The following is a 20,843-nucleotide window of genomic DNA, read 5'->3' on the forward strand; positions in this document are numbered from 1 at the left end:
GCAATCGCCGAGATCGAACCGGATTGTGACGCAACACCGTTGCGCCTGAGCTGGGAGTTTGTGATTGTTCAGGGATAAGCGTCGAGAAGGCAGCTCGACGCGCCCAGGCGGGCCCTGTTCGCACGGTTGGACCGGGGACTGACCAGAATGGGCACGAGCGCAGTGCATACCGCCGGAAGGGGCGAGTTGTGGCCGGAGAGAACTGGGGCCGGGTAGCCGAGGACGGAACGGTCTTCGTACGGACGAAGGACGGTGAACGGGCGGTCGGCCAGTGGCCGGACGCGAACCCCGAGGAGGCGCTCGCCTTCTACACCCGCCGGTACGACGCGCTGGCGTTCGAGGTGGAGCTGCTGGAGCAGCGCGTCCAGGCGGGCACGGTGTCCCCCGACGACGCCCGCGCCGCGGTCAAGAAGGTGACCGGCGCGATCGAGGACGCCCAGGCGGTCGGCGACCTGGACGGCCTGCAGACGCGGCTCGAGGCGCTCACCCCGCTGGTCGCGCAGCAGCGCGAACGGCGCAAGGCCGAGCGGGCCGCGAAGGTCGAGGAAGCACGCTCCGCGAAGACCAAGATCGCCACCGAGGCCGAGACCATCGCGGCCGGCACCGACTGGCGGCACGGCGTGACGCGGCTGCGCGAGCTGCTCGACGAGTGGAAGGCGCTCCCCCGGCTCGACAAGTCGTCGGACGACGAGCTGTGGCACCGCTTCTCCTCCGCGCGCACGACGTACACCCGGCACCGCAAGCAGCACTTCGCCGAGCTGTCCTCCAAGCGCGAGGAGGCCGCCGTGGTGAAGGACCGGCTCGCCGCCGAGGCCGAGACACTGGCCACGTCGACCGAGTGGGGCCCGACGTCCGGGCGGTTCCGGGACCTGATGCGGCAGTGGAAGGCCGCCGGGCCGGCGCCGCGCGAGGTGGACGACAAGCTGTGGGCCCGGTTCCGGGCCGCGCAGGACCAGTTCTTCGGCGCACGGGACGCCGTCCAGGCCGAGGAGAACGCCGAGCAGGTGGAGAACCTGCGGGCCAAGGAAGCGCTGCTGACCGAGATCGAGACCATCCTGCCGGTCGAGGACGCGCGGGTCGCCCGCGAGCAGCTCCGCGACTACCTGGACCGCTGGGACCAGATCGGCAAGGTGCCGCGCGACTCGATGCGCGCCGTCGACGGGCGCCTGCGGGCCGTCGAGCAGGCCGTGAAGGCGGCCGAGGACGAGGTCTGGAACCGCTCCAACCCGGAGGCACGCGCCCGCGCCGAGGCGACCGTCAAGCAGCTCCAGTCGCTGATCGCGGATCTGGAGAAGCAGGCGGCCAAGTTCGAGTCCCAGGGCAACACCCGCAAGGCCACCGAAGCCCGCGAGGCCATCGCCGCCCGCCGCGAATGGCTGACCCAGGCCCAGAACGCCCTCACCGACTTCAGCTGAGCAACCGAACCCACACAGCCGTCACGGGCAGGTGTGGGTGATGGATCTGGCGGTGGTGGCCTCGGTGGTGGTGATCGGGAGGGTGTACTTGGCGGCCACCCGGAGGTACTCGAGGACGTAGGTGCATCGGTAGGTGCGGTTGAGGGGGAGCCACTCCCCTGGGCCTTCGTCGCTCTTAGAGGCGTTGGAGGAGCCGTCCACCACCAGGAGGTTGGCGGACTCGTCGTTGGCGAAGTCGACGCGGCGTTGGGTGGGCCAGGTGGACGCGCCCATGTCCCAGGCGCGGGCCAGTGGGTAGATGTGGTCGATCTGGAGCTTGGCCGCGTCGGCCTTGCGGAATTCGATGCAGCGGCCGGTGTAAGGGTCGGACGTCAGGATCCCGGCGGTGACCACGCACTTGGTGTGGCCGCGATACTGAACGGCCGTCAGGCGTGCGGCCAGCATGTCGTTGCGGGTGTCGCAGCCGTTGTGCCCCCCGACTCCGGCGTGGTTGTCCGACCAGGTCTGGCCGAACCGGTCGCGTTGGTAGCCAGGGACCTTCGGGCGGTTCGGGACGACTCGCACCTTCGCCAGCTCGGCGGTGATCAACTTCGCCGTACCGGTGGCGGGCGGGGCCGGTGTAGATTCGGGGCCTTCCACCGGGAGCGTGCAAGCGGTCAGAAACAGAACTGCCAGGGCGGCGAGCAGCGGGCGCATCAGGCGACCTTAGGGCAAGGCTGTGGACAACGTCCGGCAGGATCGCGGGGATTCGGCGATCCTGTCCGGATGCTCTCTGCCGACTTCCCGTACTACTTCTGCGGTCTGCCCTTCCGGCCTTACCAGGTAGGGCGAAAGCTCAAGTGGTTGCTGGGTCTTGGTGACATCCGCCCGGTGCTGAAGGGCGTGTACGTCGACAGCCGCGTGCCTGACTCGCAGCAGCTGCGGGCGGACGCGCTGCGGCTGCTGACGCCTCCGGAGGCGGTCGTGTGCGGCGCGGCCGCGGCCTGGCTGCACGGCATCGACACGACCGCGCTCGGGCCTGCCGAGCTCGTGGAAGCCCAGTGGACGCGCACGGCCGACGACACCGTCGAGGTGCACGGCCTGCGAGTCCTGAGCCCGATCGCGAGCGCCGTGGAACTCGCGATGCGACTCCCGAGACCTTTCGCGCTCTCGGCCGTCGACGCGTTCCTCCGCACCGGCAAGGCCGACCTCTGGGCGCTCCGCGCGGCCTCCGCCGAGTGCGAACGACACGCGGGCTACCGGCAGGGCCAGGAGGTCCTGCGCTGGGCGGACCGCCGCGCCGCCTCCCCTGGCGAGTCCTGGCTACGACTTCGGCTGATCGACGCCGGCTTCGGCAAGCCCGACCTCCAAGTCCGGCTCACCGGCCCGCACCGCAGCTACCGCCTGGATCTCGGCTATCCGGACCGCCCGGTCGACGGCCGTCGGCTGGGCCTCGAGTACGACAGCGACGCCTGGCATTCGTCAGCGAAACAGCGACTACGCGACGAGACCCGACGTACTGAACTGGACGCACTGGGCTGGCACATCATCTCGGCCCGCCGCCCCGACCTCTGGGGTTCGTACCCCGCCCTCGAACTGGCGGTGGGCGGCTTCCTCTGCCAGGAACCACGCCTACCGCGGCGGTGGTGAGATGCGACGACATCGGCGGGTACGAGCGGACTGGGATAAAGTCGCAGCGGTCCGAGGGTGGGGTGGAGGGTGTCGCCGTACGGGCGAGGCCTGGAGGGGGTTGTGGAGATGACTGAAGATGTGCCTCAAGAGGTCAAGGTTCGACGCTTGGGCAAGGAGGGGGCGGAGCTCGCCGTCTTCGAGTTCCAGGGCAAGCTGCGAGAGTTGATGATCTCCAGCCTCCGCGAGGGCTATCTGGCCACCGGGAACTATGTCCCGGACGCGAGGGCCGTCTCTCCGCAAGGTGCGCTGTCGCTGGCCGTCGCGGGCGCGGCGACGGGTGCGACCGCGCTGTCGGCAGCGTTCTCGTCGACGCTCTTCATGGCGACCGCGAACCCCGCCACGCTGATGACCGTCGGCAACGGCGTCGGCAGCGCCGTGATGGGAGCCGGTGGGATCGTGGCACAGGCGCCGTTCATCGCCGTGGCGAGCTCACTTCCGGTCGTGGCGCCGATCCTCGCGGTCCTGGCGCTCAACACGGCAGTGATGATGCAGCAGTTCAAGCAGGTCGACCGGAAGCTCGACACCATCAAGAGCGCGTTGGACAAGGCGATCGCCCGGAGCGAGGCGACGCACGCGGGCGAACTGCTCGCCGCCTCCAGGACCGTCGACGACGTCTACCGGCAGTACAGCCTCGAAGGCTCCTTCTCGAACGACATGCTCGTGCGCCTCGCGCTCGCGGAACGCGACGTGCGAGCACTGTCCGCCAGGTTCCGACGCCTTGTCGAAGCGCGCAGTGCGACGAACGTCGACGACCTCAAAGAGGTTCAGCAGGCGAACTACGACGCCCACAGCGCGATGCTCGCCTCGTTCGTGGAGCTCCGGGTCTCCTACCTCCGGGTCTGTGTCGACATGCAGGAGAACCCGAAATCGGTCACCTCGTCGATGGAACACCTGAAGGCGGTCATCGACGACGGCATCGTGTTCTGGCAGCAGTTGCAGGACCGCTCACGAGGGCTCAAGGACGAGATCGGTCAGCGCGAGGCGAAGCTCCAGGACATGAACTGGGCGACACGTAACCTCCCGGGCGGCGAGGGCGCCACGCTCGAGAAAGAGCTCGCGAAGCTCAAGGACGCTTTCACGGCGACGATGGAGAGCGAGCGGCAGATCATGAGCGAGTTCCATTCGCTCATCGAGTCCGCCCGAACGACCCGGAAGGCCCTCGAGACGTCGGGCCCGACGAACGGCACCACCTCGCCGACCCTCGTCTACTGGAAGGACGAGGCCGGCGAGCATTCGTTCGTGACGGAGCAGAACCTCATCTCCTGATCGGCGCGTGCTCCCAGCCACCCGGTTCACCGATGGTTGGTGAACCGGGTGGTGTGGAACCCGCGCGCCCCGGCGGGGACATGGTGACCGGGTGGCGACCAGTCCGGGGCGGCGGGATCGGCCCAGGTACCGACGGTCAGTCGTTGTACCGGCGGCGGGCCAACAGGAGGAGAACCAGGGCGAGGACGCCGGTGGCCGCGGCGATCGCGGCGACGTGGTGATTCGTGGACCGGGCAGTGGTTGAGGTGGAGGTCGAGGCGGTGGCGTCGTAGCCGCCGGCCATGCCGGACTCGTTGTACTGGGTGCCGGGAAGCTTGTCGGCGTAGCGGTGGGCAACCAGTTCTTGGTAGGCCGTGATCGTGATCGGCTTGGCGCCGATCGACTTGACGGCCGACTGGTTCAGCGGACGTACCTGGGTTCCGGAAACGGCGTACCAGGCGCCGATCTGGGGCTCGGTGAACACGAGGGCACCGGCTGCGGCCGACACCATGCGGGCCTCGGTGTTGCCGGAGGCCACGTTGACGGCGTGCCAGTCGCCCTGGTCGTCCGGGGCGGTGAAGACGGTCAGCGTCCGGCCGCCTTGTGCGGCGCTGGTTGCCGCGTACCAGAAGGTTGCCACGGGCGCCGACGCGTCGCGGACGAAGGCCGGGTTGAGCGCGTAGATCGGGTGCGTGTCCCGCGCGACACTCGTCGCGGCCTTCGCCGTACCACCGGCCTTGCCGAGCAGGCTCAGCGCGTCCGACGACCTGGCGGCATCAGTTGCCTTGGACAACTCGCTCGGCGACACCGGCTGCGGACCCGCCGCGCCGGCCGGGCCGGAGGCCGCGAACGAGAACGCGAGACCGGCCGCGAGGACGGCGGCGCAGCGGAGCAGGAGGTTCTTCGGGCGGCGCATGTCAGGCTCCGATCCGGTACAGGGAGTGCGTCCAGGTGAACTGCGAGTTGGACCGGTACCAGTTGTAGGTCGAGTAGTTGTACCGCGGGTCGTCCGGCCACGGGTTGTAGTACTCGATCGTCGAGTCGGAGGCGTCGTACCCGATGATGTCCATCATGTGGCCGCCGCCCGACGTCCAGCCGATCCGCGTCATCACCGGGCGGCCGGCGGCGATCTCGGTGACGAGCGTGCTGAAGCTGAGCGTGGACGAGACGTAGCTGCCGGCGCTGATCCCGATCGTGCGGAACGCGCGCTGGTCGTTCGCGAGCGTCGCCTGGTTGTTCGGGCAGGTCGCGTTCACGGCGTACCCGAAGGCCATGTTGCAGAACTGGTTCTGCGAGTAGGAGCGTCCGTAGAACGCGGCGATGCTGTTGCCGCTCGCGGCCCAGCACCAGTTCGACTTCTGCTGGGCCTGGCCGGTGACGTTCAGGTAGTAGCTGCCGGGGGCGGCCGAGGCCGGCGGGGCGAGCGGTGCCAGCGTCGCCAGGCCGAGGATCGTGGCCAGGAGCAACGACCAGGTGCGGCTGGGGCGGAGCCTGCGCATGAGTCCTCCTTCGAGAGGTACTGCGGGGTGGGCGGAGTCCATCGTCGAGACGTCACCACCGCGCGGCAAGGACTCGGGACGCGGGCCGGACGGCGGTGTGAACGGCAGCTCCGCGTGAACAGCGGGTGACGAGCCAGTGCCGGACCGTGCTGTGAATGTTTACACTTCCCCAAAGGAGCGTGGACATGATCGATTCCACCGTCCCGGTGGTGACGCCGGAAGCGCCGTTCGCGGACGCGCTGCGGCACGCGATCGCCCGGCGCGGCCTGGCCCTGAACCGGATCCGGACCCATCTCGCCGACCGCGGGCTGAACGTCGGCGTCGCCACTCTGAGCACCTGGCAGAGCGGCCGGCGGGTGCCGCGCGAGGACTCGCTGGCGATCGTGACCGCGCTCGAGGACCTGCTGGAGGTGCCGCGCGGCTGGCTCACCGTCCGGATCCCGCCGTCCCGGCCCGATCCGTCGGCGACGCTGCAGCCGTACGCCGTGGTCGACTACGCCGAGGCCCTCACCAGGCTGCTGGACCGGCTCCGCCGCGACGCCCACGGGCGGCTGCGCAACGTCACCGTTCTCGAGGAGGTCCGGCTCGGCCCGGATCGAAGCGCGCACCGGCGGCGCGTGACCCAGAGCGTGGTCGCCGTGCAGCCGGTGGACCGGCTCATCATCGCGCACCAGGGTGAGCCGGGCTGCGATGCCGAGCAACTGACGCTCCGGGCGCTGAGTGGTTGCCGGACCGGCCGGATCGCGCGCTCCCCCGAGGCCGGCGCGCTGCTGGGCGAGCTGCTCCTCGACCGGGTTCTCGCGGTCGGTGAGACGGCCGTCGTGCACTACGAGGTCGAGGACCGCTCCGGGCTGCCGGCGACCGAGTACCAGCGCTTCAGCGAGTGGGGCGGGATGCACTACGTGCTGGAGGTGCAGTTCGATCGCGCCGCGCTGCCGGTCCGCGTCCACGAGATCCGCCGCTGCCACACCTCCGGCCCGAATCTCGTTCACCGCGAGTTGATGCTCACCCCCGACGGCCGCGTCCACGTCCTGGAAGCGTCCGCCGACCCCGGCACGGTCGGCATCGAATGGGAGTGGGACTAGAACCTGAGACCGGAAGTGGTCCGCTGGGACCTGCTGCTGCAGGGCTCAGGTTGCCGGTTCCGGTCTCAGGTCGGCGGGCTCAGGCGCGGAAGCCGGCGTGGATGTGGTCGTGGTGGGTGCGGTCGGAGAAGTACGCCGGACCGGAGAGTTGGTACGGGCCGCCGACGTTGTAGGAGCCGAGCGCTTCGGTGGCGCGCATGTACGCCGTGACGAGTGAGCGGGGCGTGGCGGGGTCGACGACCGCGCGGCCGTCGATCTGCCAGGTGTCGAAGGCGCGGCCGCGTGGATGGTCGCTCGGGCGGTCGGTGCCGAACACGTTGATCGGGTGGCCGGAGCGGATGACGCTGACGCCGATCCGGTACGTCTGGGCGAGCTCGAGCATCGCGGCCAGCACACTCTGGTGGACCTGACCGGAGCGGATGTCCGCGGCGGAGGCGGGTGGTAGCGCGATCCGCGCGTTGTTCAGAACCTGTCGCGCATCCGGCGACAGTTGCGTCGTCGCCTTTCCCGGCTGTGCGGGATGCATCGCGGTTACTCGCCAGGTCCCCCGCGTCTTGGTGAGCCGTACGTCGACGGTCGTGCCGCCGGTCACCACCCGGCTGTCCGCGAGTGTGAAGACGCGGCAGGGTACGAGGACGCTGGCGGTGTCTCTCAGGATCCCGCCGTACTGCGCGTCGATCACCTCCACCACACCGCGGGTGTCCCGCGGCCGCACCAACTCCACCACCGCCGCCACCGCCGCCCGCTTCGCCGCAGGCTCGATCTCCCCGGGACCAGGCGCCCAGGACCGCACCCTCGGCAGCACGATCTCACGCGGCGTCCCTGACGCCGGAGCGCTCGACGGGGCGCTCGACGGGGCGCTGGACGACGGGCCGCTGGGCGTCGGGTTGCTCGGTGTTGGGGCGCTGGGCGTGCCCGCCGACGAGCCGCTGCCTGACGGAACCGACGTACCACTTGCCTGCCCGCCGGACGACGCACTGCAGCCGGCCAACACCCCCACGCCGGCAAGCAACAACCCACGCCGCCCGAAACCGCTCATACCCGCAGTCTGCCCGCCCTCACAAACAGAGCCGGCAATCCGTGTAATCACCCAGGAACAACCCGTGGCGGGGGCACCGCACGAACGCCGCATCCTCCGGAGCCGGATCCCACATCCGCGCCGGCTCGACCGGCCCCACCGGCGGCCGGTAGTCCCGCACGAGCCGCTCGTACTCCACCAGATACACGTCCACGAACGGCGGCTCGTACGACAGCAGCTCCCACCCGAACCGCGCCCGCGCCAACTCGATCACTTGGAGCAGGAACGCCCGCTCGTCCGCCCACTCGGCCGACCACGGCAGCTCGTCCAGGTCGAAGCCGTCGTTGCCCGACCCGATCCGCGAATTGCACACCAGCAACGCGAACCCGCGCTCGAACCCGGTCCTGGCGAGCTCGCACGCGGCCGGCGCGAGCACGTCCAGGAAGACCGCGGCCGCGCCGTTCGACAGCCTCAGCCCCGGTCCGCCGGCCGAACCGCCGAACCAGTCCCCCACGGCCTACTGCGTGACGCGGTAGACGTCGAAGACGCCCTCGACGGAGCGGACGGCCTTCAGGACGTGGCCCAGGTGGGTCGGGTCGCCCATCTCGAAGGTGAAGCGGGACTTGGCGATCCGGTCGCGGGTGGTGGTCAGCGCCGCGGACAGGATGTTCACGTGGTAGTCCGACAGCACCCGGGTGATGTCCGACAGCAGCCGCGCCCGGTCCAGCGCCTCGACCTGGATCGCGACCAGGAAGACCGACTGGGCGGTCGGCGCCCACTCGACCTCGACGATCCGCTCGGGCTGGGTCTTCAGGTTCTCCACGTTCGCGCAGTCGGCGCGGTGCACCGAGACGCCCGCGCCGCGGGTGATCCAGCCGATGATCTCGTCGCCGGGCACCGGCGTACAGCACCGGGCCAGCTTCGACAGCACGTCGGTCGCGCCCTTGACGATGACACCGGCGTCGCCGCGCGCGGTCCGCTTCCGGCGCTCGCGGGACTGCGGCAGCCGCAGGCCCTCGGCCAGGTCCTCGGCCGCGCCCTCCTCACCGCCGTACGTCTCGATGAGGCGCCGTACGACGGCCTGAGCGCTCACGTGCTGCTCGCCGACGGCGGCGTACAGCCCTGTCACGTCCGGGTAGCGCAGCGAGTTCGCGACCGCGGTCAGGGTCTCGTGCGACAGCAGGCGCTGCAGCGGCAGACCCTCCTTGCGGAGCTGCTTCGCGATCGCGTCCTTGCCGTGCTCGATCGCCTCGTCGCGGCGCTCCTTGGAGAACCAATGCTTGATCTTGTTCCGCGCGCGCGGGCTCTTGACGAACGTCAGCCAGTCGCGCGACGGCCCCGCGCCCTGCGCCTTCGAGGTGAACACCTCGACGACGTCGCCGTTCTCCAGGGTGCTCTCCAGCGGCACCAGCCGCCCGTTGACGCGGGCGCCGATGCAGCGGTGCCCCACTTCGGTGTGCACGGCATAGGCGAAGTCGACCGGGGAGGACCCGGTCGGCAGCGACATCACGTCACCGCGCGGGGTGAAGACGTAGACCTCGGCGTTGTTGATCTCGAACCGCAGCGAGTCCAGGAACTCCGACGGGTCGGAGGTCTCCCGCTGCCAGTCGACCAACTGCCGCACCCAGGGCATGTCGTTCGGCCCGCCGATGTCGGTGCTCGGCGCGGCCGGCGCGACGGAGGTCGGGTCCTCCTTGTACTTCCAGTGCGCGGCGATGCCGTACTCCGCGCGGCGGTGCATCGCGAACGAACGGATCTGCAGCTCCACCGGCTTGCCCTGCGGGCCGATCACGGTGGTGTGCAGCGACTGGTACATGTTGAACTTCGGCATCGCGATGTAGTCCTTGAACCGGCCGGGGACCGGGTTCCACCGCGCGTGCATGATGCCGAGCGCCGCGTAGCAGTCGCGGACCGACTCGACCAGGACCCGGATGCCGACCAGGTCGTAGATGTCGCCGAACTCGCGGCCGCGGACGATCATCTTCTGGTAGATCGAGTAGTAGTGCTTCGGGCGGCCCGTGACGGTGGCCTTCACCTTCGCCGAGCGCAGGTCCTCGTGCACCTGGTCGATCACGGTCGCCAGGTACTCGTCGCGGGACGGTGCGCGCTCGGCGACCAGGCGGACGATCTCGTCGTACACCTTCGGGTGCAGGGTCGAGAACGCCAGGTCCTCGAGCTCCCACTTGATCGTGTTCATACCGAGCCGGTGGGCCAGCGGGGCGTAGATCTCCAGCGTCTCGCGGGCGATCCGCTCCTGCTTCTCCTGCCGCAGCGAGCCGAGCGTGCGCATGTTGTGCAGCCGGTCGGACAGCTTGATCACCAGCACCCGGATGTCCTTGGACATCGCGACGACCATCTTGCGGATGGTCTCGGCCTGCGCCGACTCGCCGTAGCGCACCTTGTCCAGCTTGGTGACGCCGTCGACGAGCATGGCGATCTCTTCGCCGAAGTCGCGGGTCAGGTCCTCCACCGTGTACGGCGTGTCCTCGACGGTGTCGTGCAGCAGCGCGGCGCACAGCGTGGTCGCGGTCATGCCGAGCTCGGCGAGGATGGTGGCGACGGCGAGCGGATGCGTGATGTAGGCGTCGCCGCTCTTGCGCATCTGACCGGTGTGGTACTTCTCCGCGGTCCGGTACGCGCGCTCGATCATGCCGAGATCGGCCTTCGGGTGGGTCGCGCGGACCACCCGGAACAGCGGCTCGAGCATCGGCGCCCGGTTCGGGTGCCGGGTGCCGCCGAGGCGGGCGAGCCGGGCACGGACCCGGGCCGGCGCGATCCGCGGCGGCTGGGTCGCGGGCGGCTGGGGCACCGGCGCCGGGCGCACCGGTGACGGCGCGCGCGGAGGCTCCTGCGGTCCTGCGTTCGGTACCGCAGATGTCATCGCCGGGTCTTCGCCCACGTTGTGTCCCTCCGCCGACAGAGCACCAGTCTAGAGGCCCGCGTCCAACCAGGCCGAACCGCCTGTGGACAACACGCCGAGTCAGCTGGCGGCGACGGAGAGTTTGCCCGAATTCAGACCGTGACGAGGGAGCTGACGGTCTCCCCCTCGAGGCGTTCGCGGCCCGGGAGGAAGGAGAGTTCGAGCAGGACCGTCGTCCCGAGGACCTCGGCGCCGCAGCGCCGGATCAGCCGCAGACAGGCCTCGACGGTGCCGCCGGTGGCCAGGACGTCGTCGATGACGAGCACGCGGTCACCAGGAGCGAACGCGTCCTGGTGCACCTCGATCGTCGCCTCGCCGTACTCCAGCGCGTACGACTCCTCGTACGTCGCCGCCGGCAACTTGCCCTTCTTCCGCACCGGCACGAACCCGGCGCCGAGCGCGAGCGCGACCGGAGCGGCCAGGATGAAGCCGCGGGCCTCGATCCCGACCACCTTGTCGACCACCGGCGCGCCGTCGTCGTCCTTGCCGGCCGCCGCCAGCGCCTCCACCACCTGGGTGAAGCCGGTGTGGTCGGCCAGCAGCGGGGTGATGTCCTTGAACACCACCCCCGCCTGCGGGTAGTCCGGGATGTCGCGAATGCCGTCGGTGAGAACCTGCTCGAGCGACCGCATCACTTACCGCGCTTCGACCGCGGCTTGCGCGTCGGCTGCGGCCGGCCCGCCGCAGCCGCCTTCATCGGCCGCGACGACGGCGTCGGCGCCGCGCCGGTCGCCCGGTCTGCTTTCCGCGGCGTGTCCCGGACGGCGGAACGAGTAGCCCCGGCACCTGCCGGTACGGCCACCGGAGCGGCCGCGGCGGCAGCGGTCTGCGCCTTCTTCGCGGTGACGCGCTTCCGCAGCGCCTGCATCCCCGGCTCACGCTCCTTGAAGACCGCGAGCAGCGACGGCGCGATGAAGATCGACGAGTACGCACCGACGGCGATACCGACGAACAGCGCCAGCGACAGGTCCTTGAGCGGGCCGGTGCCGAGCACCCACGTACCGACGACCAGGATCGCGCCCACCGGCAACAGCGCGGTGACCGTGGTGTTGATCGAGCGGACCACGGTCTGGTTGACGGCGAGGTTGGTCGCGTCCGAGTAGGTGTAGCGGTTCGACCCGGTGATACCGCGGGTGTTCTCGCGGACCTTGTCGAACACCACGACCGTGTCGTACAGCGAGTAACCGAGGATGGTCAGAACGCCGATCACGGTCGCCGGCGTGACGTCGAAACCGATCAGCGCGTACAGCCCGACGGTGATCGTGACGTCGTGCACCAGCGCGATGATCGCGGCCAGCGACGCCTTGGGTTCGCGGAAGTACACCCAGATCACGAAGAAGACCAGGCCGAGGAACACCGCCAGCGCCAGGATCGCCTTGTCGGCGATCTGCTTGCCCCAGGAGGCGCCGATCTGCTGCGAGGTGACCTGGTCGGCCGGGATGCCGGCCTCCTTGGCGATCGCCGCGCGGACGACGCCGATGTCGTTCTGGGCCAGCGGCTTGGTCTGGACCCGGACCTTCTCGTTGTTGATCGTGGTGACGACCGGGTCACCGAGGTCCTTGGCGTTGGTCGCCTTCACGGCGTCGCTGAAGTCCTGCACCGTGCTGTCGGTGACCTTGACCTTCGCCTCGTACTCGACGCCGCCCTTGAACTCGATCCCGAGCGCCAGGCCGCGGGCGAACAGGCCGGCCAGCGAGATGATGACCAGCACCGCCGAGAGGCTGAACCAGAACTTGCGGTGACCGACGAAGTCGTAGGAGACCTCGCCGCGGTGCAGCTTGGCACCGATCTGTCCGAGCTTCGACATCAGACCTCCCCTCCGACCGGCTTGCGCGTCGACGGCGTCTTCCGCGGCCGGGCCGTCGGTTTCGTCTGTCCGGGCAGTCGTTCGACGCCCAGATGTTCCGGATCGAGTCCGGACAGCTTGTGCCCGTGGCCGAAGAAGTCGGTCCGGGCGAGCAGCGTGACCACCGGCTTGGTGAACAGGAAGACCACGACCAGGTCGATCAACGTGGTCAGGCCGAGTGTGAACGCGAAGCCGCGGACGCTGCCGATCGCCAGCACGTAGAGCACCAGCGCGGCGAGCAGCGAGATCGAGTCGGCCGCGATGATCGTGTGCTTGGCGCGGGCCCAGCCGGTCTCCACCGACGACCGCAGGCTGCGGCCCTCACGGACCTCGTCGCGGAGTCGTTCGAAGTAGATGATGAACGAGTCCGCGGTGATACCGACGGCCACGATCAGACCGGCGATACCGGCCAGCGTCAGCGTGAACCCGATCGCCTTGCCGAGCAGGATCACCAGCGTTCCGGTGAGGACGGCGGCGGCGGCGAGCGACAGGACCACGACGATGCCGAGGCCGCGGTAGTACAGGAAGCAGAACACGACGACGAGCGCGAGACCGGCGAGACCGGCCCAGATACCCGCGGAGAGCTGGTCGCCGCCGAGCTGCGGCGACACCGTCTCGACCGAGGAGATGTCGAACTTCACCGGCAGCGCGCCGTACTTCAGCACGTTCGCCAGGTCGCGGGCCTCGGCCTCGGTGAAGGTACCGGTGATCTGCGCCTGGCCGCCCGGGATCGGGTTCTCCACGCTCGGCGTCGAGATGGTCTCGCCGTCGAGCACGATCGCGAACAGGTTCTGGCCCTGGCCGCGCTTCGAGATCGCGGTGGTCGCCTTCAGGAACTTGTCGCCGCCCTCGCCGGTGAACTTCAGGTTCACCTGCCACTGCAGGCCGTTCTGCGGGATCCCGGCGGAGGCGTCCGACAGGTCGGTGCCCTTCATGATCGCCGGGCCGAGCAGGTACTTGTAGGTGCCCTGGCGGTCACAGGAGAAGATCGGCTTGTTCGGGTCGTCGACCTGCTTGTCGCCGCACTTGAACGTCGCGAACGCCGCCTGCGTGGCCGCGTCCGGCGTGTAGTTCAGCGGGTCGCCGCCGGCGGCCGGCGTCGACGGCGTCGCGCTCGGCTTGGCGGTCGGGGTCGCGCCGGCCTTGGGGGTCGGCGTCGGCGTGGCCTCACCGAGTGCGCTGCTCCAGGCCCGGCCCTTCGGCGAGCTGGGCGTGGTGCTCGGCTTGATCGTGGCGCTGGGCTTCGGCGTCGTGGTCGCCTTCGGCGTGGTGGTCGGCTTCGGCGTCGTCGACGGGGTGGTCGACGGCGTCGGCTGCGGCGCCGCGGCCTGCGCGTCGTACACCATCCGGAAGTACAGCAGGGCGGTCTGGCCGACCTGCGACACCAGGGATTCCTTCGTGGCGCCCGGGACGGCCACGTTGATGTGGTTCGCCCCGGAGGTGGTGATGTCGGCTTCGGCGACACCCGCACCGTTGACCCGCTGGCCGATGATGTTCTTCGCCTCGTTCAGCTGCTCGGCGGTCACCTTGCCGCTGCCGTCGATCGTGCTGGCGGTCAGCGTGATGGTGGTGCCGCCCCGGAGGTCCAGCCCGAGCTTGGGCTTCCAGGTCTTGGTCAGCGCCATGATCCCGAACAGCAGAACCACGACCACCAGCAAGCCGATCAGGCTCCGCCCGGGGCGGGATGTCGAAGTCGTTGCCACGTCAGTTTCAACCTTTGTACTTCTGGGCGCGCCGCACCGTCTGGTGGACGCCGAACGCCGCGCCGCAGGCCGTTGTGGGGAAGGAGATCAGTTCTCGGTGTGCGTCGGCGGCAACTTCGGCGCGTCCTGCACCTTGCCGTCGGCCTTCTCACCGGCCTTGCCCGCGTCCGGTACGTCGACCTTCGCAGCGTCGTCGGCCTCGTCGGTGACGACCGTCGTCACGGCCGGGGCCTCGTCGGCGGCGACAGGCGCCTCGACCTCGTCGGCGGCGGCGTCCTCGTCCGGGATCACCCGGCCGATCGCGGCCTTGACCACCTGGACCAGCACGCCTTCGGAGATCTCCAGCGTCACGTAGTCGTCGTCCGTCTCCTCGACGATGCCGACCAGGCCGCTGGTGGTGATCACCTTGGTGCCGGGCGAGAGCGCGGCGACCGTGTCGGCCTGGCGCTGACGCTGTTTCTTCTGCGACCGGCTCATGAACCAGATCATTCCGACGATCAGGATCAGCGGCAGCAGCAGCGTGATGCCACCGCCCCCGGAGGAGGCCATCGGTACGGCGAGGAGTTGCATCGGGTCTCAGAATCCTTCGTCGGGTCGGTTGTCGGAGTGCCCTGCACGAACGCGCAGGTCGGAGCGGACGGCCTGGAGGTCAGGCCACCGGGGAGTCTAACCCTGAGCGTCAACAACTACCTCATGACACCGGGTCACGTTTGAGTTACTCACCACGTCCACGTCACGCAGTGTCTACGTTCCGGCGCCGGTCGGTGTTCCCCGGACTCCGCTCTTGTTCAGTTGGAGCCGAACTCCTCAGTCCTCGTCGGTGTCGAAGAGCGTGTCCGCGAACGTCGCGCCCTTCGGTACCTTCAGCCCGATGTGCCGCCAGGCCGCGGGCGTGGCGACGCGACCGCGCGGCGTACGGGCCAGATAGCCCGACCGGACCAGAAAAGGTTCCGCTACTTCCTCCACGGTCTCACGTTCCTCGCCGACCGCAACCGCGAGCGTGGAAAGACCCACCGGCCCGCCGCCGAACCGGCGGCACAACGCGTCCAGAACCGAGCGGTCCAGCCGGTCCAGGCCCATCTTGTCCACCTCGTACAGATCCAGGGCCGCCTTGGACAGCGCGAGCGTGATGATGCCGTCCGCCCGGACCTCGGCGAAGTCGCGGACCCGGCGGAGCAGCCGGTTCGCGATCCGGGGCGTCCCCCGGGACCGGGACGCGATCTCGGTCGCGCCCTCGGGCGTGATGTCGACCTCCAGCAGCGCGGCCGACCGGTTCACGATCTTCTCCAGCTCGGCCGCCTCGTAGAACTCCAGGTGACCGGTGAACCCGAACCGGTCACGCAGCGGTCCCGGCAGCAGACCGGCCCGGGTGGTCGCGCCGACGAGGGTGAACGGCGGGATCTCGAGCGGGATCGCGGTGGCGCCCGGGCCCTTGCCGACGATCACGTCGACCCGGAAGTCCTCCATCGCCATGTAGAGCAGCTCTTCGGCGGGCCGGGACATCCGGTGGATCTCGTCCAGGAACAGGACTTCGCCCTCGCTCAGCCCGGACAGGATCGCGGCCAGGTCGCCCGCGTGCTGGATCGCCGGACCGCTCGTCACCCGCAGTGGCGCGGACATCTCGCTGGCGATGATCATCGCCAGCGTGGTCTTGCCCAGCCCGGGCGGACCGGACAGCAGCACGTGGTCCGGCGCGCGGTTGCGGCCGCGGGCCGCGTGCAGCACCAGCTCTAGCTGCTCGCTGACCCTCCGTTGCCCGCCGAACTCGGCGAGCGTGCGCGGACGGAGCGCGGACTCGATCTTGCGCTCCTCGAGATCCACCGCGTCCGCGGAGACCAGAGGCCGGACGTTGTCTTCCATCTCTTAAGCCTTGGAGAGCACGCGCAACGCGGCACGCAGCAGGTCGGGAACGGACGGGTTCGGGTTGTCGGCGGCGAGCGGCGACACGGCGGTGACAGCGTCCTCGGCGTCGCGGGCGGACCAGCCGAGACCGACCAGGCCGGCGTGCACCTGGTCGCGCCACGCCTCCTGCGCCTGCAGCGGCCGGCCGGTGACCGTCTTGGACGGCGCGCCGATCTTGTCCTTCAGCTCCAGCACGATCCGCTGGGCGCCTTTCTTGCCGATGCCCGGAACCTTCACCAGGACGGCGAGGTCCTCGGTCGCGACCGCTTGGCGCAGCTGGTCGGGGCTCAGCACCGCGAGCGCGGCCTGGGCGAGCTTCGGCCCGACTCCGGACGCGGTCTGCAGCAGCTCGAAGGTGGTCTTCGCATCGTCGTCCGCGAACCCGAACAGCGTCAGCGAGTCCTCACGGACCACCATCGACGTGGAGATCCGCGCTTCCTGCCCCGGTCGCAACCCGGCCAGCGTGCCCGGGTCGCAGTACACGAGCAGGCCCACTCCCCCGACCTCGACGACGGCACTGTCCACTCCGATGGCCGCCACCGGGCCCCGTACAAAGGCGATCATCGCCAGCCTCCAAGCCTGCTCACGTCGCGCTCACTGCTTGATCACCGCTTGCCCTGCTGGGCGGCCACCGCGGCCCGCAGCCGCGCCACCTGCAGCCGCGACTGCGCCTGCGCCGCGGCCTCGAGGTTGACCCGGCTCGCGGCCGCCTGCTGCAACTTGCTCGCCACGCCGCCGCGCCACACCTGGCAGATCGCCAGCGCGAGCGCGTCGGCGGCGTCCGCGGGCGTCGGACGCTCGCTGAGCTTGAGGATCCGGGTGACCATCGTGGTCACCTGCTCCTTGTCCGCGCGGCCGGATCCGGTGACCGCGGCCTTCACCTCGCTCGGCGTGTGCAGCGCGACCGGCAGACCGCGGCGCGCCGCGACCACCATCGCGATCCCCGACGCCTGCGCCGTCCCCATCACCGTCCGGACGTTGTGCTGGGCGAACACGCGCTCGACTGCGACCGCGTCCGGCTGGTGCCGGGCGATCCACTCGTCGAGCTCCTCCTCGATCCGCACGAGCCGCTTGGCCACGTCCAGGTCGGCCGGCGTCCGGATCACCCCGACGGCGACCAGCGCCGGCGGCTTCCCCGGCGTCCCTTCGACGACGCCGAGGCCGCACCGGGTCAGTCCCGGGTCGACGCCGAGCACCCGCATGGACCACCTCCGAACGTTTGTTCGACAACCCTAGACGGAGGCGACGGGCCTTTGGAAATCGGCGCGCCGAGGCTCAGAAGTCGTCGAGCATGTACGGCGCGGGTCCGCCGAAAGCCGCGTCGAACGCCGCGTCGGCGGGCGCCGCTCCCCCGGCAGCCAGGCCGGCTCCGCGGAGCGTCGCCAGCGGCATACCGGCGTACAGCGCGGCCAGCCCCCGCGGGCCGAGTCGCAGCGCGTCGCTAGACGGCTCGGCGGCGGTGAGCCGGGCCGATCCGTTGCCGACCGAGAGGTGCCAGTCGCCGGTGTTGGCGGGCAGTTCGGGGTCGTCGATCCGCAGGTCCGCCTCGAGTACGACGCCGTCCGGGAATCCTCGTCCCGCGAGGGCCGCCGGAGCGTCGACGAGCCGGAGCATCCAGCGGTTCTGCCAGGACTTGCCGGTGGCCTCGTGCTCGGCCATCAGATGGATCGCGTCGAAGGGCGGGCAGCAGGCCTCCACGGTCTTCGCGATCGACGCACCCGAGCCGACGGTCGCCCAGAGCGCGCGAGCGGTCTCCTCCGATCCGGCGATGAGCTCCTCGACGGCGAGCTCGCGGTCGGACCACTTGTAGACCACGAAGCCGTCCTCGGCGACGTACGCGAAGCTGTTGTCGTCCTCCAGCCAGGACTCGACCTGCGCGCGCGGCCAGACCAGCGGACCGTTCGAACGCCGCGCCTCGTGCACCTTCCCGGCCAGCTCGAGGAACAGGTCGGCGTCGTCACGACCCGCCTTGCGCACCGCCGTACCGTTGCCGCCCAGGGTCCGCAGATCGGCCGCCTGGAAGGTGTACAGGTGCCGGCTGCCCGCGAACTCGTACCCCAGGCGCCGGTACAGCACCGTGGTCGCCGGATACAGCGAGGTCAGCGGATAGCCCTTCTCGGCGCAGCGATCGAGCACGGCGCGCATCAACAGACTGCCGACGCCGCGCCCGCGGTACTCCGGCGCGACGACCACACCGGCCACACCGCCGTTGGCCACCCGCCGCCCGCCCCACCACTGCTCCAGCGGCCAGATCCGCGCCGCCGCGACCAACTCGTCACCGTCGACGACTCCGAGATAACGCCCGTCCGCGATGAACTGCCGCGCCGACTTCTTCCACTCGTCCTTGTCACCGCCCGGCCCGAACGACCGCGTCCGCACCTCGAACACCGAGTCCAGGTACTCCTCGGCAACCTCCACCACCCGCAGCTCAGTCACGGGGCGACCCTACGTCGATTTCTTGTCCGTCACCCAGAGATAAATCGTCCCCTCGACGACCACCGTCCCGTCGTCACGAGTCGCCTTGACCCGCACCGGTACGTCCGGCCCCGCGGCCCAGGTCTCCGGATCCGTCTCCGCCGAGCAGGTCAGATCCGACGTCGACTTGGCGAGATACGCGACCTCCATCCCCTTCGGCAGCCACCGCTTCCCCGCCGGCACGGTCGCCTCGGCCAACGCCCCCATCGCCGCCTCCAGACCGTTGCACACGGCAATCGCATGCACAGTCCCGATGTGGTTCAGCACCGCCCGCCGCTTGGGCAACGTCAACGCCGCGTAGTTGGGACTCACCTGCACGAACCGAGGCCGCACCGACCGAAAGTACGGCGCCTTCCACGCAAACCCCCAAGAAAACACCCGCTCCCCACCAGGCACCCCACGCAACCGCTCCCACAACCCCAACACCTGACTCATAACCGCATGTTACTCACGAGTCACATAACCTGTGAAGATCAGGGAGACTTCGCCCTGATCGATGCGCCGGTCAGTTTCGAGCTGCGATACGCCCACCGCCAACAGACAGCAGCCGCGAGAGTGGACTGGGAGGCTGAAGGATGACGAACGGACTTCTGCAGCGCGTGGACGCCGTGCAGGTGCCTGTGCCGAGCCTTGACGAGGGAATTCGGTTCTCTGTCGACGGGCTGGGGCATCGGGTGAAGTGGCGCAACGACCCGGTTGGGCAGGCGGGGCTCGAGTTGCCCGACGGGAACAGTGAGCTGGTACTGACCGAGCGGCTCTCGTACGAACCCAATTGGCTGGTCGAAGATGTTCCGGCGGCGGTCGCCACCTTCACGGCAGCCGGCGGTACCGTCACGAGTCCCCCGGCAGACATCCCGGTCGGCCGCGTCGCCGTCGTACAGGACCCGTTCGGCAACGCCTTGGTACTCGTCGACCTCTCGAGGGGCCTCTACGCAGCCGACGGCACTCCACCAACAGCCTGAGCCGGCCCTGCTCTCTCTGTTGTTTTGCCGCTTGGAGTGCCTAGGGTCACCAGGGTGACCCGACAAGAGTTGCTGACGCACCTGGTCGACCGGGTCCGCGAGCATCGTCATCGACCACAACGACACTGCGCACCCCATCGTTCGGCGGGCCGGGCATGCAAGCGAGGAGAGCTTGATGAATCAGTCGAGGACTGCGTCGACAGCGGTGCTGAACATCGCCTATGAGGCGGCTGGTTCGGGTGGCGGGCCAACCGCCGTACTGCTGCATGGCTTCCCGTACGACGCTCGTTGCTACGACAACGTGGTGCCCGTGCTCGTCGAGGCGGGGATGCGGGTTGTGGTGCCGTATCTGCGCGGGTACGGGCCGACCCGGTACCGCAGCGATGACGTCATGCGCTCCGGGCAGCAAGGCGCCCTCGGCCAAGACCTGCTGGATCTCCTCGACGCGCTCGAGATCGAACGCGCCGTCGTGGGCGGCTTCGACTGGGGTGGCCGGGCCGCCTGCATCGCCGCCGCCGTCGCGCCCGAGCGGGTCGTCGGCCTGGTGACTGTCGGCGGGTACAACATCCAGGACATTGCCCGATCTGCCGAGCCCGCACCTCCCGAAGCCGAGAGTGCCGCCTGGTACACCCACTACTTCCTCACCGATCGCGGGCGTGCCGGGCTGGAGCGCTACACGGACGAGCTCTGCGGGCTGCTGTGGCGGCAGTGGTCGCCGACCTGGGCGGGCGCAGCCACTGCCTTCACGGCCAGCTCACCCAGCCTGCACAATCCGGACTTCGTCGCGACCGTCATTCATTCCTATCGGCACCGTCGCGGCATGGCACCCGGTGACCCGCGCTACGACCAACTCGAGGAACTGCTGGCGACCACACCCGAGATCACCGTGCCGGCCGTCGTGCTCGACGCCCTCGCCGACGGTCTGGGGCCCGACGACTCGACCCTCGAGGCGCCGCTGTTCACCGGCGGCTTCGACCGGCGCGAGCTCCCCGGCATCGGCCACAATCCACCCCAGGAAGATCCTGGATCCTTCGCCCGAGCAGTCCTGGACGTCGCGACGACCGCCGACACGTAAAGCCCAGGGGTGGTTGGATTTTGACGA

Annotated in this window: 21 protein-coding genes; 6 read left to right on the forward strand and 15 right to left on the reverse strand. The window is 69.7% G+C overall.

Features of this window, described 5'->3' with window-relative positions; genetic code table 11:
• Positions 1-188: 188 nt before the first annotated feature.
• Entirely contained in the window at positions 189-1,415 is a 1,227-nt protein-coding gene (locus tag AB0L64_RS08280; RefSeq protein WP_363709080.1) for a DUF349 domain-containing protein, read from the forward strand.
• A 21-nt stretch (positions 1,416-1,436) separates the two neighbouring features.
• Here AB0L64_RS08280 and AB0L64_RS08285 read toward each other — a convergent pair whose 3' ends face one another.
• A complete protein-coding gene (locus AB0L64_RS08285) occupies positions 1,437-2,111 on the reverse strand; it encodes an HNH endonuclease family protein (protein WP_363709082.1) in 675 nt (224 codons plus the stop codon).
• 69 nt (positions 2,112-2,180) lie between these two features.
• Between AB0L64_RS08285 and AB0L64_RS08290 the strand changes: the two genes are divergently transcribed.
• The gene (locus tag AB0L64_RS08290) at positions 2,181-3,044 is read left to right on the forward strand and encodes a hypothetical protein (protein WP_363709084.1); all 864 of its coding nucleotides are present in this window, start codon (positions 2,181-2,183) and stop codon (positions 3,042-3,044) included.
• A 147-nt stretch (positions 3,045-3,191) separates the two neighbouring features.
• Complete coding sequence (locus AB0L64_RS08295) at positions 3,192-4,352, forward strand: hypothetical protein (RefSeq protein ID WP_363709087.1); 1,161 nt, start codon at positions 3,192-3,194, stop codon at positions 4,350-4,352.
• A 136-nt stretch (positions 4,353-4,488) separates the two neighbouring features.
• Here AB0L64_RS08295 and AB0L64_RS08300 read toward each other — a convergent pair whose 3' ends face one another.
• On the reverse strand, positions 4,489-5,247 hold the full coding sequence (locus AB0L64_RS08300) for a hypothetical protein (RefSeq protein ID WP_363709089.1): 759 nt from the start codon (positions 5,245-5,247) through the stop codon (positions 4,489-4,491).
• Between the two features lies 1 nt (position 5,248).
• Positions 5,249-5,830 (reverse strand): papain-like cysteine protease family protein, encoded by a 582-nt coding sequence (locus AB0L64_RS08305; protein ID WP_355691573.1) that lies wholly within the window; start codon positions 5,828-5,830, stop codon positions 5,249-5,251.
• A gap of 185 nt (positions 5,831-6,015) precedes the next feature.
• Here AB0L64_RS08305 and AB0L64_RS08310 point away from each other — a divergent pair, with 185 nt between their 5' ends.
• Positions 6,016-6,915, forward strand: a complete 900-nt coding sequence (locus tag AB0L64_RS08310; protein WP_363709091.1) for a hypothetical protein — start codon at positions 6,016-6,018, stop codon at positions 6,913-6,915.
• Positions 6,916-6,994: 79 nt separating this feature from the next.
• Here the strand turns inward: AB0L64_RS08310 and AB0L64_RS08315 are convergent, their stop codons facing one another.
• The 12 genes from AB0L64_RS08315 to AB0L64_RS08370 all read right to left on the reverse strand — a co-directional run bounded on the left by AB0L64_RS08315 (position 6,995) and on the right by AB0L64_RS08370 (position 19,214).
• Positions 6,995-7,954 (reverse strand): hypothetical protein, encoded by a 960-nt coding sequence (locus tag AB0L64_RS08315; RefSeq protein WP_363709093.1) that lies wholly within the window; start codon positions 7,952-7,954, stop codon positions 6,995-6,997.
• A gap of 19 nt (positions 7,955-7,973) precedes the next feature.
• Positions 7,974-8,447, reverse strand: a complete 474-nt coding sequence (locus AB0L64_RS08320) for a hypothetical protein (RefSeq protein ID WP_363709095.1) — start codon at positions 8,445-8,447, stop codon at positions 7,974-7,976.
• Positions 8,448-8,450: 3 nt separating this feature from the next.
• Positions 8,451-10,640, reverse strand: a complete 2,190-nt coding sequence (locus AB0L64_RS08325; RefSeq protein ID WP_359925111.1) for a bifunctional (p)ppGpp synthetase/guanosine-3',5'-bis(diphosphate) 3'-pyrophosphohydrolase — start codon at positions 10,638-10,640, stop codon at positions 8,451-8,453.
• A gap of 305 nt (positions 10,641-10,945) precedes the next feature.
• Positions 10,946-11,485: an adenine phosphoribosyltransferase gene (locus AB0L64_RS08330; protein WP_363709097.1), complete on the reverse strand. Its 540-nt coding sequence runs from the start codon at positions 11,483-11,485 to the stop codon at positions 10,946-10,948.
• Positions 11,485-12,660 (reverse strand): protein translocase subunit SecF, encoded by a 1,176-nt coding sequence (gene secF / locus AB0L64_RS08335; protein WP_363709099.1) that lies wholly within the window; start codon positions 12,658-12,660, stop codon positions 11,485-11,487. Before secF ends, AB0L64_RS08330 begins: the two co-directional genes overlap by 1 nt.
• Entirely contained in the window at positions 12,660-14,402 is a 1,743-nt protein-coding gene (gene secD / locus AB0L64_RS08340; RefSeq protein WP_363709101.1) for a protein translocase subunit SecD, read from the reverse strand. The genes secF and secD overlap by 1 nt, the downstream gene beginning before the upstream one ends.
• Positions 14,403-14,489: 87 nt before the next feature.
• Entirely contained in the window at positions 14,490-14,972 is a 483-nt protein-coding gene (gene yajC, locus AB0L64_RS08345) for a preprotein translocase subunit YajC (protein WP_363709103.1), read from the reverse strand.
• 237 nt (positions 14,973-15,209) lie between these two features.
• The gene (gene ruvB, locus AB0L64_RS08350) at positions 15,210-16,262 is read right to left on the reverse strand and encodes a Holliday junction branch migration DNA helicase RuvB (protein ID WP_363709104.1); all 1,053 of its coding nucleotides are present in this window, start codon (positions 16,260-16,262) and stop codon (positions 15,210-15,212) included.
• 3 nt (positions 16,263-16,265) lie between these two features.
• Positions 16,266-16,868 carry a Holliday junction branch migration protein RuvA gene (gene ruvA / locus AB0L64_RS08355; protein ID WP_363709106.1) on the reverse strand — a complete coding sequence of 201 codons (603 nt, stop codon included), beginning with the start codon at positions 16,866-16,868 and terminating at the stop codon, positions 16,266-16,268.
• A 41-nt stretch (positions 16,869-16,909) separates the two neighbouring features.
• Positions 16,910-17,506, reverse strand: coding sequence for a crossover junction endodeoxyribonuclease RuvC (ruvC, locus tag AB0L64_RS08360; protein ID WP_355478490.1), 597 nt, complete (start codon positions 17,504-17,506; stop codon positions 16,910-16,912).
• A 73-nt stretch (positions 17,507-17,579) separates the two neighbouring features.
• Positions 17,580-18,740, reverse strand: a complete 1,161-nt coding sequence (locus AB0L64_RS08365; RefSeq protein WP_363709109.1) for a GNAT family N-acetyltransferase — start codon at positions 18,738-18,740, stop codon at positions 17,580-17,582.
• Between the two features lie 9 nt (positions 18,741-18,749).
• Complete coding sequence (locus AB0L64_RS08370) at positions 18,750-19,214, reverse strand: hotdog fold domain-containing protein (RefSeq protein WP_363709111.1); 465 nt, start codon at positions 19,212-19,214, stop codon at positions 18,750-18,752.
• Positions 19,215-19,354: 140 nt separating this feature from the next.
• Between AB0L64_RS08370 and AB0L64_RS08375 the strand changes: the two genes are divergently transcribed.
• Together AB0L64_RS08375 and AB0L64_RS08380 are read left to right on the forward strand one after the other, a co-directional pair.
• Positions 19,355-19,741 (forward strand): VOC family protein, encoded by a 387-nt coding sequence (locus tag AB0L64_RS08375; protein ID WP_363709113.1) that lies wholly within the window; start codon positions 19,355-19,357, stop codon positions 19,739-19,741.
• 175 nt (positions 19,742-19,916) lie between these two features.
• Positions 19,917-20,816 (forward strand): alpha/beta hydrolase, encoded by a 900-nt coding sequence (locus AB0L64_RS08380; protein WP_363709115.1) that lies wholly within the window; start codon positions 19,917-19,919, stop codon positions 20,814-20,816.
• Positions 20,817-20,843: the final 27 nt, after the last annotated feature.

The organism is Kribbella sp. NPDC051936 (assembly GCF_040680955.1).
In the GTDB taxonomy this organism is placed as follows: Bacteria; Actinomycetota; Actinomycetes; order Propionibacteriales; family Kribbellaceae; genus Kribbella.